The sequence below is a fragment of the Mucilaginibacter sp. OK268 genome (genome assembly GCF_900103125.1).
Taxonomy (GTDB): domain Bacteria; phylum Bacteroidota; class Bacteroidia; order Sphingobacteriales; family Sphingobacteriaceae; genus Mucilaginibacter.
The window spans coordinates 225613-240718 of record NZ_FNJV01000008.1; the positions used below are offsets into that span (position 1 = coordinate 225613).

Consider the following 15106-nt stretch of genomic DNA (forward strand, 5'->3'; position numbering starts at 1 on the left):
AAAGATTCGAGATATAAGCCATTGTCTCATATCTCAAATCTAATATCTCATATCTAAATTAATAGTTACTTGCCAGTTCTTTGGCTACAGTTTCTAATACGCCGGTGATCTGATCGTCAAATTTACCTGCTTTAAGGGCAGCTAAAACTTCTGGATGACGAGCCTCTAACTGGCTGGTAAATTCAACTTCAAACTTCCTGATATCTTTTACAGGCACGCTACGCATCAGGTTTTTTGTACCTAAGTATATAATAGCAACTTGTTTTTCAACAGATACCGGAGCGAACTGACCTTGTTTCAATATCTCCACGTTACGGATACCTTTGTCCAGTACGTTTTTAGTTGAAGCATCAAGATCCGATCCGAATTTTGAGAACGCTTCCAACTCACGGTATTGAGCCTGATCCAATTTCAAGGTACCGGCTACTTTTTTCATGGATTTGATCTGTGCGTTACCACCCACACGTGATACCGAGATACCTACGTTAATGGCCGGACGAACACCCGCGTTAAACAGGTTTGATTCCAGGAATATCTGACCATCGGTAATAGAGATTACGTTGGTTGGGATATAAGCAGATACGTCACCAGCTTGTGTTTCGATGATAGGCAATGCGGTTAATGAACCACCACCTTTTACGATGCCTCTGATAGACTCCGGCAAATCGTTCATCGCCTGGGCGATTGAATCATTCGCGTTGATCTTAGCGGCACGCTCTAATAAACGGCTGTGCAGGTAAAATACGTCACCTGGGTAAGCCTCACGGCCCGGTGGACGACGTAATAACAGTGATACTTCACGGTAAGCAACAGCTTGTTTTGACAAATCATCATAGATGATCAAAGCTGGCCTTCCGGTATCACGGAAGTACTCGCCGATAGCGGCACCTGCAAACGGAGCAAAGAACTGCATGGTTGCAGAGTCTGAAGCGTTTGCGGCTACAATGATTGAATATGGCATAGCACCATTTTCTTCCAGTGTACGTACAATGTTAGCTACTGTACTTGCTTTTTGACCACAAGCTACATATATACAGATAACCGGCTGACCGGCATCATAAAATTCTTTTTGGTTGATGATGGTATCGATGCAAACGGCAGTTTTACCGGTTTGACGATCACCGATTACCAGCTCACGTTGTCCGCGGCCGATAGGGATCATCGCGTCGATCGCTTTAATACCAGTTTGCAGAGGCTCAGTTACCGGCTGACGATAGATTACACCAGGCGCTTTACGCTCCAAAGGCATTTCGTAAGTTTGACCAGTGATAGGGCCTTTACCGTCAATTGGGGTACCCAGGGTATCCACAACACGGCCAAGCATACCTTCACCTACGTTGATAGATGCGATACGGTTGGTACGTTTTACCGTATCACCTTCTTTAATATCGTCAGATCTACCTAACAATACCACACCCACGTTATCTTCTTCAAGGTTAAGCACGATACCTTGCAATCCTGTGCCAAATTCTACAAGCTCTCCTGATTGTACTTTTGTCAATCCATAAACGCGTGCAATACCGTCACCCACCTGGAGTACAGTACCCACTTCTTCTAATTCAGATTCTGACTTGAAGCCTGCCAACTGCTGACGCAAAATTGCCGATACTTCGTCTGGTCTTACCTCTACCATTGTTTAAAATTTATTTAGAGTTTTAGTGTTAATATTAAGCTGCCTGTTCGGCAAATTCTTTCTTTAATTTTTTCAAGCTGGCTGCAATGCTGGTATCTACCTGCCTGTCGCCTACGGTTAGTACAAAGCCACCAATCAGGCTTGGGTCAACCTTAGCTTCCAGTTCAATAGTACCGCCAATTGTCTTTTGCAATTCAGCAATCAGTGTTTTCTTGTTAGCTGCAGAAAGCTCTGTAGCCGAAGCAACTTTTGCTTTGGTGATATGCCTTTTGATGTTAAACTGGTTAATGTACTCCAGTGCGGTAGTATATAAAACCTCACCACGACCTTTGTTAACCATCAATTTAAAAAACGCGATGGTAACCTTGTTCACCTTGCCAGCAAACACTTCATCCAGTATTTTTATCTTTTTGATGTGCGCGATGATCGGGTTACTTAAAACAGCTTTAAGTTCAGGATTTGCCTTAAGGGTATGCAAAAACAGATCCATATCAGCCTTGATCGCATCAACAATATCTTGTTCCTGCGCAAGGTCAATTAGCGATTTGGCGTACCTGGTTCCTACTGTTAATTCTGACATATATTTTTGAGATGTGAGACGTTAGATGTGAGATGTGAGACCGGTACTATTTCTGTCCCATATCTCAAATCTCATATCTTAAATCTATTTACAATTTCACTTCTTTTAATAGTTGGCTCACCAGTTCGTCTTGTTTCTGGTGATCTTCAAATTGCTTGCGTAATACTTTTTCGGCAATTTGTAATGACAGGGTAGCTACCTGGTTTTTAACATCAGCCATAGCTATTGATTTCTGGTTGTTGATTTCCACACGGGCCAGTTCAATCATGCGTGCACCTTCTTTGTGGGCAAGCTCTTTGGCATCAACTATCATTTGCTCTTTTACTTTGCGGGCTTCAGACAGTATCTGGTCGCGCTCGGCACGGGCTTGTTTCAGTAACGACTCATTCTCGTTGGTTAAACGGGCCATTTCATCTTTAGCGGCTTCGGCTTTTGACAGTGAATCTTCAATAAAGCGTTCACGATCATTAAGGGCGCCTAAGATAGGTTTCCAGGCAAATTTGCCCAGTAAAAACAGCAGGATCGCGAAGGATATCGTTGTCCAGACAACCAAACCAAGATTGGGGGTAACTAAGTCCATAATTATGTATAGATATTTACTTTATATGTTTATTCTTTTTTAACCTCTTTAAAACAAGCCCGGAGCCAATCGCCCCGGGTTGTTCTTTTTCTTTCCTCCTAATAAATATTAGAGAAGAGCAACTACCACGGCAAACAAAGCAACACCTTCAACAAGGGCTGCAGCGATGATCATGTTAGTTTGAATTTTTGAGGCAGCTTCTGGCTGACGGGCGATACCTTCAACGGCTTTACCACCGATTTGACCGATACCGATACCAGCGCCAATAACAGCTAAACCTGCACCAATTGCACCAATTTTTTGTAAGCCCACAACACCTGTAGCAGCGGCTTGTGCAATTGTTCCAATCATTCCAATCATTGTTTGATAATTTAACGTGTATATATAATTATAATTAATTCAGATTAATGGTGATGCTCTTCAACAGCCATCCCGATAAACAGGGAAGTAAGCATCGTGAAAATAAAGGCTTGCAAAAATGCCACAAGCAACTCGATACAATCCATAAATACTACGAACGGCACAGACACTGTTGCCATCCATGCAGTTTTAAAGATAAATATTAAGGATATTAAGCTTAGTACAATGATGTGACCGGCTGTAATGTTCGCAAACAAACGAATCATTAACGCGAATGGCTTTGACAGGATACCGATGATCTCAACCGGAACCATGATAGGATACAACCACAATGGAATATCGGGTGTAAAAATGTGTTTCCAGTAGTATTTATTACCACTAAAGTTAATAACCACAAGCACTATTACCGATAACACCATAGTTACCGCAATATTACCGGTTAGGTTAAAGCCTCCCGGAAAGAAGGGAACCAAACCCAACAAGTTGTTGATCAATATAAAGAAGAAAATAGTTAGCAACAAAGGCATGTATTTAACATACTTAACGCCGATGTTCGGAATAGCCACATCATCCCTTACAAAAAGGATAACCGGCTCAAGCAACGCTTGTAAACCTTTTGGTGCTTTACCTACGCGTTTTTTATAGGCCGAAGTAATACTAAAAAATACGATCAATAATACGATCATCCCCAACCACATACTGATCACATTTCGGGTGATAGAAAAATCATATATTTTAGCATCCTTAATAGCTTCACCGGCTTCGTCAACCGCTACTACCTTTTTATCTTCAAGCTTATAGCTATAATGCTCACCTTTGTAAATTGTAGCTTCGTGACCTTCTTCATGATGGAAACCTAATTTCCCAGAAGAAAAAACTTCCAAACCTTTATCTGTATACAGAATAATAGGCAACGAAACAAAGTGCTCATCCATAAATGGTATTGCCACAGGCCAGGAGTGTGAATCACCGATGTGTTCAAATACTACTTCTTTCGGATCAAATGGTTTTTCGCTTGCTTCCGCAGCCTTTTCTTGTGAAAAAGATAATGTTGGCTTAACACAGAAAAGCAAAAAAAGCGCGGAAATCAGTAATGGTTTAAATATTTTTGAGTTCAAAATCGAGCTATTATTCATCTAGATGAAGTTTTCTACCTTATTTTTTGGTTGCGCAAGTTACGTAACAAACCATAAATTTCAAAACCCATATTTAAGAAATATATATAAAAAAAATCGGCCACAAAAACGTACCTGTTTACCTTGTTTTTTAAAAGAAAAATCAAGGCGAAAAACATACAAGCCAATAGCTTAACCGTTGTTGCGGCCAAAAAGGCCTGAGCATACATTTCTTTGTTGATTTTGGCCACCATTAGGATAGCAATTACCGTTAAAAAGGTAAGGCCCGAAAGGAAAAAAAACAGCAGCCAAAACTTTGGGGTGAGTAAATTGCCGTAACCAATATAAGCCAGCACCACCGGTGGCACCGCTATGATAATAATAAACGACAAATAGGATAATACAGTAGGTAGTAATTTCAACTTTTTACAGATCTGATAACAATATATAATGCAATAAACACCCCAATAAGCGATAACACAGCCGTTACCCATTTTACCCGGTGCGCCATAGCCTCGTCAATTTTATAACCTGCAAAAGCAAATACGCCAATAACTGCTATCATCTGGAAAGCTACACCGCTGAACTTGGCATAAGTGTTTGCCTCTCTGACATTTTCAGATTCGTCGTCCTGTTCATTTTTAGCCATGCGCAAATTTATGAAAAGCTGTTGGTCTGAACCAGAATTATCGGAATTAAAGAATTAAAATGTCTGAACCAGAATTTTCAGAATTAACGAATTAACAGAATAATAAATCTGAATTACGATATTCTGAGATCGAACATCCGAAATGATCGACATCATCAGAAACTAACAACCGTTAAAATCGAACATCCTAAATCCGAAATCGTATAATGTTTAGTATTTTAGCGAGGCTTTTAAAACCAATAGCTTATTTTGAGGCAACTACCTATATCTTCCATGTATAAAAACAGTAAATTTTTACTGTTTGCCCTTATTATCACTATCGCGGGATGCTCGCTCGAAAAAGAAAGCGGCCTTAACCGCTCTATGCAAAACCTTACCGCGCATTACAATATCCTGTTTAATGCCAACGAGTTGCTGCGCCGCAAGCAGGAAAGTTTTGCCGCATCGTTTCCTGATGCTTATACCGAATTACTGAATGTTTACCCTGATACTTCCAGCCAGGGCGGTTCGCCGGATAAGGATATGGAGCTGGCTATTACCAAAGCCAATACCATTATCAACATCAAAGAGCAAAGCCATTATATTGGCAATGCCTACCTGGTTTTGGGCAAAGCGCGTTTTTTGGAGGGTAGTTATTTTGATGCTGTTGAATATTTTAGCTACGTAGTACGATCATTTGGGAATAATTTTGCGCTGGCCCAGGAGGCTATGGTTTGGGAAGGACGTTCGCTTTTATATCTTAACAACCTCCCAAAAGCCAAACTTGTGATTGATTCGGCGGTACAAAACATCAACCCTAAAAAACCGGGTAAAAGTTTTACTGCCGATGTGTATGCAACCCGCATGCAATACAACATCAACACGCAAAATTATGCCGAAGCCGAGGAAGATGCCAAACAGGCTATACAATTCAGTTCGATAAATAGGCTAAAGTTACGCTGGATCTTTATTTTGGCCCAACTACAGGAGCTTAACTTAAAACCAGCCGATGCTTATGATAGCTATACCCGCATTGTACAAAGCAACGCCTCATTCGAAATGGCCTTTAATGCCAATTTAAACCGCATCCGGATACAGGACAACCGCAATGGTATTAAATTAAGCAAGCTAGACCAGCTGCGTAAATTATTGAAGAATCACGACAATATCGATTTTTTCGACCAGATATACTACCACATCGGGCAGCAATATTACTCCACAGGCGATATTGATAACGCTGTTAAAAATTATAAACTGTCCATACGTCACAGTACTAAAAATCAAAATCAGCGGGGAGTATCATACCTGCGCATTGCTGATATCGATTTTAAAAACAAGGCCGATTACGAAGGAGCCAAACTATATTACGACAGCACTCTTAACGATCTGTCGCCCAGCTATCCTGGCTATCAGCTTATCGTTAAAAAGAGCAACAATCTGCAAATACTGACCGGCCTGCTGCAAACTATAGCCCGCGAGGATACCCTGCAAATGTTAGCCGCCCTTGACGAAAAAACACGCATGGCACATATTGACGCTATGGTTGCCCGTAAAGCTGCCAAAGAAAAAGCCGCTGCTGCCGCAGCTGCGGCAGCAGCGGCCAGTGCCAATAACGGCGACCCGTTCAGCAACAGCTTTACATTAAATAACCCCGACGCGCAATCGCAGCAAAATGGCCTAAACCGCCAGCCTGGACAAAATGGTCAAAACGGGCAAAACGCAGTGAGTTCGTTCTATTTTTATAATAATGCCGCGGTAAGTCAGGGATATACCGCCTTTAAGCGCCAATGGGGAAACCGCAGACTGGAAGACAACTGGCGCCGCAGCAAACGCTCCAACAGCGGTTTGCCTACAAGCGCCGGACCTGCGGGACCGAACACAACTACAGACAAACTCGCGGGTGTTACCGGTAAAGCGGCCGATTCGTTAAGAAACGTCATCTATAAACAAGATCTCATTCACGATCTGCCATTGACACCCGATCTGCTTAGCCAATCCAATATCCGTATCTACAATGCCTATCTTGATCTGGGCAACCTGTACCGTGATGTGCTGGAAGATAAAAAAGAGGCTATAGCCGCCTTTGAGAAAATGCTTGCCCGCTTTCCGGATAATCCCGACAAACCGGCTATATATTATAATCTGTACCGTTTATATACGGATATTGATGCAGCCAAATCTGATATGTATAAAAACCGCATCCTGAAAGAGTATCCGCAAACCGCGTTCGCCAAAATAATTCTTGATCCGGAATACAGTAAAAAACTGAATGATGCCAATGCCGGGTTTAACATATTCTATAACCAGGTGTATGACCTGTATGAGCAAAAACAATACGCGCAGGTGATCAGCAGTGCAGACGATCTGTTAAAAAGATACCCGGACAATCGTTTCTCGGCACAGTTATTTTATTTAAAAGCCATAGCCGCAGGGCACCAGGAAAAACTACCGCCATTTATGGCCGATATGAAGCAGATAGTTGAAAAATACCCGGATGACGTATTAATAACCCCGCTGGCCCAGCAACACCTGGCCTACATTAATGCCAACCTGGCCGAAGTAGCCAACCGTCCGGTGGTATTGAATAACGAAGATCCGAACGAAATCCCGTTTACTCCTCCTGTGGCTTATCAAAAACAAACAGAATATCGGAAAACATATATACCGTCGCCACAGGCACCAGAGTACCGCCACCCGGTAAATGCGCCTCTGAACGGATTGGCTTCAGCGACAACAAAGCTCAGTACGCAGCTAAACGCGCCACAGGGCAAACTAAGCGATACTCATATACAACAGCCGGCATACGTGCTACAACAAGCTAACAAGGCCAATCCCGATAGCGTTAACACAACGGTGGCTCCACCCGTTATTGTGGCACAAAATATTGCCCAGATATTTTCAAAGCGCGATAGCTCACATTATTATTTTGCTATAAATGTAACTTCGGGTACAACTAACCTGGCCTCTTCACGTTTTGGAATAGGACAATTTAACCGCATCCGTTTTTTTGGCTATGGCTTTAAACACGAGTTGGTAAATGCAGGACCAGACAACCAGATCATTTACATTGGTCGCTTTTTTAGCCTGAGCGATGCCCGGAAATATGCCAAGAGCATTATCCCGGTATTGCCGGATATTATGAAGGTTCCTAAGGATAAATACAGTTTTTTTATCATTACCAAGGAAAATCTGGATAAATTAGCCGATCAAAAAACGGTGGATAGTTATATTGACTATTACCAGAAAAATTATTCAAATGAGAACCACTAAGCCCAAGCTAACGCAACAGGATATAAGACGATACAATTGGTACATATGGCGCACCGTAATAGCGGGTTTTGTATTTGTAGGATTGATGATAGCGCTTACTATTTTTGATGTATTTGGTCAGCTACCTTCCTTCCGTGATCTGGAAAATCCCAAGAGCAACCAGGCATCCGAAGTATTATCGGCCGATAAAAAGGTATTAGGTACCTATTATATACAAAACCGCTCCAACGTAACTTATGCAGGGCTATCACCCAACGTAGTTAACGCGCTGGTAGCTACAGAGGATAAGCGCTTTTTTGACCATTCCGGTATTGACTTTGGCCGGAGCTTTACCATTTTTCTGCATTTACTGATCGGACAAAAGCAGGGTGGCAGTACTATTACACAGCAACTGGCATTAAACCTGTTCTCAGAAAGAGCAGCCAATCCATTTAAACGCGTTATTCAAAAAATGCAGGAATGGGTAACCGCTGTTAAGCTGGAACGCCATTATACCAAAGAGGAGATCCTGACGATGTATCTCAACACGGTTGATTTTGGCGCCTATAATACTTATGGCATTAAGTCGGCAGCACGTACTTACTTTAATACTACGCCTGACAAGCTTACACCAGATCAGGCAGCATTATTGATTGGTATGGTTAACGGACCTGGTATCTACTCGCCCATCCGTCATCCTGAAAACGCGCTGAGACGCCGTAACCTGGTGCTCAATCGTATGGTTGAAAAAGGTGATTTGAACCAGGCCCAGGCCGATGAGTACAAACAAAAACCGCTTGGACTCGATTTTCACCCGAACAACCACTTTGATGGCCCGGCACCTTATTTCAGGTCGGTACTTAAAAAAGAGCTGCAAAAACTGTTTAAAGAGCAAAACATTAACCGGTCAGACGGTACACCTTATGATCTTGACCGCGATGGCCTGAAAATATACACCACTATTGACGCTACCATGCAGCAATACGCCGAGGAGGCCCAGCAGCAATATATGCGCGATCTGCAGGTACAGTTTAATGATCACTGGCGTGGAAAAAACCTGTCCAAAAGCATTCACAATTATAAACTGCTGATGCAGCAGGGCATGTACAAGTCTGACAGGTACAAGCAGTTGAAAGCCCAGGGAATGAGTGATGAGGATATCACCACCAACTTTAACACCCCAGACAAGCTAAACCTGTTTACCTGGCATGGCGACATCGACACGCTGATGAAACCTATCGACTCTATTGTGTATTGTAAAATGCTGCTTCGTAACGCCTTGATGAGTATGGACCCAACTACGGGTTATGTTAAAGCCTGGGTAGGTGGTACCAACTTTGAGCATTTTAAATATGATCAGGTAAAAAACGGCACACGCCAGGTGGGTTCAACTGCCAAACCGTTTACTTATGCGGTAGCTATTGATAATGGTTACTCACCCTGTATGAAGATCAATAATGTGCCTGACACCATCAGGGGATATGGCAGCGGTCCGTGGTGCCCGCGCTCATCTCCATCTGAAACTATACCAGGCTTTATTACGCTGCGCCAGGCTTTGGCCCACTCGCAAAACTGGGTAACCGCGCACGTAATGGGTGAGGTTAAACCCGAGCCAGTTGTGGAGCTGATCAAAAAAATGGGGGTAACCAGCGCGGTACCGCCTTATCCTTCTATTTGCCTGGGCACATTTGATGCCTCGGTATTTGAAATGACAGCAGCCTATTCGGTATTTGCTAATCACGGCCTATGGACAGAGCCTACCTATATATTACGCATTGAAGATAAAAACGGAAACGTTTTATATACCCATACACCGAAAGTGGTACAGGCCATGAACCCGCAAACCGCCTATGTGATGACGTACATGCTTAAAGGTGTAATTCAGGATGGCACAGGCTCCCGCTTACAGTATAAATATGGCCTCAGCAATCCGATAGGGGGCAAAACCGGCACAACCCAGAATAACTCTGATGGCTGGTTTATAGGCATTACACCACAACTGGTTACCGGTTTATGGACGGGCTGTGAAGATCGTGACATCGCATTTCAATCAACCCGACTGGGTGAAGGCGCGAACAGCGCCCTGCCTATATTTGCGTTTTATATGAAAAAGGTATACGCCAACGCCGCCTTAGGCATCAAGAAGAATGTCGACTTTGATGCACCCAAAAACGGCGTGAGTATAGTGATGGATTGCAATCAGTATAATCAGCAACAGCAGGGTACAACCGAAGTTGATAAAAAATTAGGGTTTTAGATTAACCCCAAACGTCATTGCGAGGAACGAAGCAATCCCCAACTATACAGGGCTTATCCATAAAGCGACTCTGTAAATAGGGGATTGCTTCGTTCCTCGCAATGACGCACTGATATCTGTTTTCATTAAATGAGTTATGAGTGAAAAATTTGATTATAAAGTTGCATTAAAAAATATACCTCACAAACCAGGTGTTTATCAATATTGGGATAGTGAGCAGGAATTGATATATATAGGTAAAGCTAAAGATCTGCGCAACCGCGTGGGCTCGTACTTTAATCAGGATATACATGTAAATGCCAAAACCCGCGTTTTGGTATCCAAGATCCGCAACATCACTTTTACTATTGTTGATACCGAGGTAGATGCCTGGCTGCTGGAGAACAGTATGATCAAGAAGCATCAGCCCCGCTACAATGTGATGCTTAAGGATGATAAAACCTACCCATGGATCATTATCAAGAACGAGAATTACCCCCGTATTTTCTGGACCCGGCGCATTGTTAAGGATGGTTCAAAATACCTGGGACCCTATGCTTCGGTGAGCATGATGCACAACATTCTGGGGCTTATTAAGGAAACCTATCCCTTGCGCACCTGCAACCTGCAGCTTACCCGCGAAAACATCGATAAAGGTAAGTTTAAGGTTTGCCTGGAATATCAACTGGGCAACTGCAAAGGGCCATGCCAAAACTACCAGACCGAGGATGACTATGACAACAGCATTGAGGAAATCAAAGACATCCTGAACGGTAAAATAGGAGTCGTGCTACGCCGCCTTAAAGGCGAAATGGAAACCGCGGTTGCAGAATATAACTATGAGCTTGCACACCGCTTAAAGCGGAAATTTGAATTGCTGGAGAACTACCAGAGCAAATCAACCGTTGTAAATTCATCTATAACGGACGTGGATGTTTTCAGCATTGCTTCTGAAGATAAAATAGCCTTTGTTAACTTTTTAAAAGTGATGAATGGCACCATCATCCAAACGCAAACTATTGAATTGAAAAAGCGCCTGGATGAAAGTGATGAGGAATTGCTAACCCTGGCTATATCCGAGTTCAGGAGTCGTTATAATAGTGATTCCAAAGAGATCATTGTGCCTTTTGGTATTGATCTGGAAGATCATCCCGGGATTAAGTTCACAGTACCTAAACTGGGTGAAAAGAAAAAGCTGCTCGATCTTTCGCAAAAGAATGTACTCTTCTTTAAAAAGGAAAAGATAGACCAGTATGAAAAGCTGAATCCCGAGATCCGTACAGAACGTTTGCTTACGCAAATGATGAAAGATCTGCGGATGAATCAGCTGCCCCGTCATATTGAGTGTTTTGATAACTCTAATTTCCAAGGTAAATACCCAGTATCGGCTATCGTAGTATTTAAAGATGGCAAGCCATCCAAGAAAGACTACCGGCACTTTCATGTAAAAACCGTAGAGGGCCCGAATGACTTTGCCACCATGGAAGAAGCCGTACACCGCCGTTACCGCCGCATGCTGGATGAAGGTACCGAACTACCACAACTCATCATTATTGATGGTGGCAAAGGTCAGTTATCATCGGCCATGCACAGCCTTAAACTACTGGGGATTGATAAGCAGGTAACCGTTATAGGTATAGCCAAGCGCCTGGAAGAGCTGTATTATCCTAACGATCAGTATCCGATGTATCTGGATAAAAAATCGGAAACATTAAAGGTGATCCAACATCTGCGCGATGAGGCACACCGTTTTGGTATTACCTTTCACCGGAAGATCCGCGATAAAGGCACCCTGGCTACCGAACTGGAACTGATAGATGGCATAGGCAAAACTACTGCCGAAAAGCTGCTGAAATACTTTAAATCGGTAAAGAAGATTCGCGAAGCGAGTGAGGAAATGTTGCTGGAAGTAGTGAACCTGAAACAGGCCAAAGCCATTTTAGGATATTTTGGCAAAGAGGCAGAGACTGGTCAAAATTAAAAGAGCAATATAACCAACCCGTCATTGCGAGGCACGAAGCAATCCCCGATAAGCAGAGCGGCTCTGTATAGCTTGGAGATTGCTTCGTTCCTCGCAATGACGCTTGAAAGAGGATTGTATAGAAACCAACAAAGCCAAAACTCAATACCCGCAGGCTCTGAATTCTGGCTTTAAAATTTAGGTTGGTAATTGGTTAGTATGACCACAGATTAAGCTCCCAATCCATCAGCGATTTTTTGATCCGTTCTGATTCGTAAAGCTTATCAATGCCCTGTGCGTAATCTTTTATGCGTTCGTCCTTATCATTACTTTCTTTAACAATATAGCTGGTGAAGATTCTCTTCATGAAAACATCGTCAAAGCTGAGACCTGTCGCGTCGCTGTTACGGCTGGCAACTTCTTTAGTAGCAAAAATCGGTCTTGCTTCCGGAAAATACACCCAAAACGCGGGCTGATAATCCAGATCAAGAGTGCCTGCTTTTGGTTTGATCAGTGGGGCTATACCAATAATGCGTGGTTCAAATACCGAGCGCTGCTTGTCAAAAACCCAATCTTCCTTAATACGGAATTTCACTACGCTGTCAGGGTTAAACTCACCGGCCTGTAAAGATGATCCTATTTTATTACCGTCTTTATCAAACTTATCAACTACCGAACTATCTGCCATTTTTGATTTGGCGCCTCCTGAAGAAAGCGGAACCGTAAAAGCATCGCCTCCCGGATCGTCCTTTGTTGGGCTTGGATCGTAGGCGGTTAACTCACCTGCGGCAATGGCATTTAAAAGCACATCAATTAACCTGCTTTTTGGTGAAGCCAGGTATTGGTTCATTTTTTCGCGAACATCGATTTCCCGCCAAACACGTTTAGCAAAAACTACATCATTTTCACGCAGATTTGGCAAAGGGGTAACCTTGGCATTCAGGATGTTATTTTTTTTGTAATACCCATCAAGCGGTCTTTCAAAAGGCTTGTTGGGATCAAATGCCTTACGTTTTGAAGTATCGGCAACAGGAGGCTGGCTCGCCACATTATCCTGCTGACTGGATTGCTGTGGTTGCAGCTGTGTTGGTTGCTGCTGTACTGGTTGTTGCTGCGTGGTAGTAGCCGGTTTACGGGTACGTTTTTTAGCCGGGCGCTTCTGGGCAAATGCTGCCGAAACGCACACTAAGCAAAGTACAATTACCAAAATTTTCTTTTTCATACGCCTTTAATTTGCGGATATTACAATCGGGTCAAGTCCTCTCGGTGTTCCATCAGGGCCAACTGCAATAATATCCTTAAATACAACAGTAGTACCCGGTGTAACAGTATTCATTGCCGCACGCATAGCACCTGTTAGCTCAGAACCGCTGGCTGAATATATAGTAGCATCCTGACGGGGCTTTACAACAAGCAGGGTAAAACGCGTTACGTTAAATTTAGCATCAAAATCAAAATTCTCCAATTTAGCAAATACCCTGTCCTGCGCCCTTAAGTTTGCAGCACTGGTATTACCACCGCTTTTACCGGCAAATTGTGGTTTAGGATCTGGGATACGTTTTACACGAAAATCAGACGTACCTAAAACCATACCTTTATCGCCAAAAACAGTAACTTTTGCTGTACCTATACTGCTTACAGTAGCTGTATAATGGCCGCCGCTTCCGCTGATAGATCCACCACTCATGCTTACTTTCATACTTTCTTTTGGCACACCCGGCGCCGATACAGAAAGCGGGTTTGGTACACCAATATATAATACGTTCATTTTATCGGGTGATACCACGGCCGATGGTTTTGCCACCATATAGGTAGCAGAAATCGGATATACTTTAGGCGGACCTTCTACCTGTTTTACGGATAAACTGCCTGTCCATGTATGTAACCCTTCACCACTTGCTGTAGTAGTATAAGTACCTACACCATTTGAGGTAGGTATGGTTGATCCACCTACCGTAATTGCAGGATTTGAATTTTGATCATACGCAGTTAAATAAATCTCGGCTTTATATTGCTGACCTGCTAAAACATAACTGCTTGGCGCCACCGCAACTGCCTTAAACTGATTTAAAGTTACCTGGGCTACGTCAACCTTACCTAATACTTTTTTTACCACTTCATTTTCGGCATTTTTATTATCAGCCTGGATCTTCGCTAAAGTTGTTAATGCTGCCCCCAATGGGATGCCATCACCAAAATAAGCCTGTTGCCATGATTTTTTCTTAGGACCAATAGCATTTAAAGAAAAATTAACCCCCACACTGTCCTTACCTAATATTTGTAGTAAGTGTGCGCGGGTAGCTTCAATTTTTTCCTTTAATACATCGGCCTTTTTAGCGTTGATCATTACTTCGGGCGATATATCAAGGCTTTCCCTTGCATCTACATCGCCTGTTTCTTCGTTAATACCGCCGCCTCTTTTTATTAATTCTGTTTTTAGTTCTTCAATATAACCGTTCAATTCATCGGCTGCTTTACTGGCATCTTTCGCTTTAGTTAAGTATTGTTGTGCCTTTTCGGGCTGCTCTTTTAACTTAGTTGCTTCAAATGCCGAGTAGGTGCTTTGTAAACTGGTAGTAACATTTGTTCTTGACTGGTCTAAACTACTTGTAATGTTTTTAAAAGCGTCTAACAAGCTATCGGGTACATTAAGCGCTATTAAGCCTAAAAGCACCAGGTATAGTATGCCTATCATTCGCTGTCTTGGGGTTTCCTTACCTCCGGCCATCTATATAAATATTAGCTTGTATAAAAATCTATTAATT

The 15106-nt window shown here is 42.8% G+C and carries 12 protein-coding genes; 3 read left to right on the top strand and 9 right to left on the bottom strand.

The window, feature by feature from the left end; all coding sequences use genetic code 11:
- Positions 1–58: 58 nt before the first annotated feature.
- From atpA to BLR84_RS22765, 7 genes are all read right to left on the bottom strand, one after another.
- Positions 59–1633 (bottom strand): F0F1 ATP synthase subunit alpha, encoded by a 1575-nt coding sequence (gene atpA, locus BLR84_RS22735; RefSeq protein WP_090472552.1) that lies wholly within the window; start codon positions 1631–1633, stop codon positions 59–61.
- A gap of 34 nt (positions 1634–1667) precedes the next feature.
- Positions 1668–2213, bottom strand: coding sequence for an ATP synthase F1 subunit delta (gene atpH / locus BLR84_RS22740; RefSeq protein WP_090472553.1), 546 nt, complete (start codon positions 2211–2213; stop codon positions 1668–1670).
- 88 nt (positions 2214–2301) lie between these two features.
- A complete protein-coding gene (atpF, locus tag BLR84_RS22745; protein ID WP_090472554.1) occupies positions 2302–2793 on the bottom strand; it encodes a F0F1 ATP synthase subunit B in 492 nt (163 codons plus the stop codon).
- Between the two features lie 108 nt (positions 2794–2901).
- Complete coding sequence (atpE, locus tag BLR84_RS22750; RefSeq protein WP_090472659.1) at positions 2902–3144, bottom strand: ATP synthase F0 subunit C; 243 nt, start codon at positions 3142–3144, stop codon at positions 2902–2904.
- 53 nt (positions 3145–3197) lie between these two features.
- Positions 3198–4289: a F0F1 ATP synthase subunit A gene (gene atpB / locus BLR84_RS22755; RefSeq protein WP_090472555.1), complete on the bottom strand. Its 1092-nt coding sequence runs from the start codon at positions 4287–4289 to the stop codon at positions 3198–3200.
- A gap of 14 nt (positions 4290–4303) precedes the next feature.
- Positions 4304–4690 carry a hypothetical protein gene (locus tag BLR84_RS22760; RefSeq protein WP_090472556.1) on the bottom strand — a complete coding sequence of 129 codons (387 nt, stop codon included), beginning with the start codon at positions 4688–4690 and terminating at the stop codon, positions 4304–4306.
- Entirely contained in the window at positions 4687–4917 is a 231-nt protein-coding gene (locus tag BLR84_RS22765; protein ID WP_090472557.1) for an AtpZ/AtpI family protein, read from the bottom strand. The genes BLR84_RS22760 and BLR84_RS22765 overlap by 4 nt, the downstream gene beginning before the upstream one ends.
- 273 nt (positions 4918–5190) lie before the next feature.
- Here BLR84_RS22765 and BLR84_RS22770 point away from each other — a divergent pair, with 273 nt between their 5' ends.
- From BLR84_RS22770 to uvrC, 3 genes are all read left to right on the top strand, one after another.
- Positions 5191–8166 (top strand): type IX secretion system periplasmic lipoprotein PorW/SprE, encoded by a 2976-nt coding sequence (locus BLR84_RS22770; protein WP_090472558.1) that lies wholly within the window; start codon positions 5191–5193, stop codon positions 8164–8166.
- Positions 8153–10402, top strand: coding sequence for a penicillin-binding protein 1A (locus BLR84_RS22775; RefSeq protein WP_090472559.1), 2250 nt, complete (start codon positions 8153–8155; stop codon positions 10400–10402). The genes BLR84_RS22770 and BLR84_RS22775 overlap by 14 nt, the downstream gene beginning before the upstream one ends.
- Before the next feature lie 136 nt (positions 10403–10538).
- Positions 10539–12362, top strand: a complete 1824-nt coding sequence (gene uvrC, locus BLR84_RS22780; RefSeq protein WP_090472560.1) for an excinuclease ABC subunit UvrC — start codon at positions 10539–10541, stop codon at positions 12360–12362.
- Between the two features lie 193 nt (positions 12363–12555).
- On the opposite strand, the gene gldN is transcribed toward uvrC, so the two are convergent.
- Positions 12556–13563: a type IX secretion system ring subunit PorN/GldN gene (gene gldN / locus BLR84_RS22785; RefSeq protein ID WP_090472561.1), complete on the bottom strand. Its 1008-nt coding sequence runs from the start codon at positions 13561–13563 to the stop codon at positions 12556–12558.
- A gap of 6 nt (positions 13564–13569) precedes the next feature.
- The gene (gldM, locus tag BLR84_RS22790) at positions 13570–15069 is read right to left on the bottom strand and encodes a type IX secretion system motor protein PorM/GldM (protein WP_090472562.1); all 1500 of its coding nucleotides are present in this window, start codon (positions 15067–15069) and stop codon (positions 13570–13572) included.
- Positions 15070–15106 lie beyond the last annotated feature (37 nt).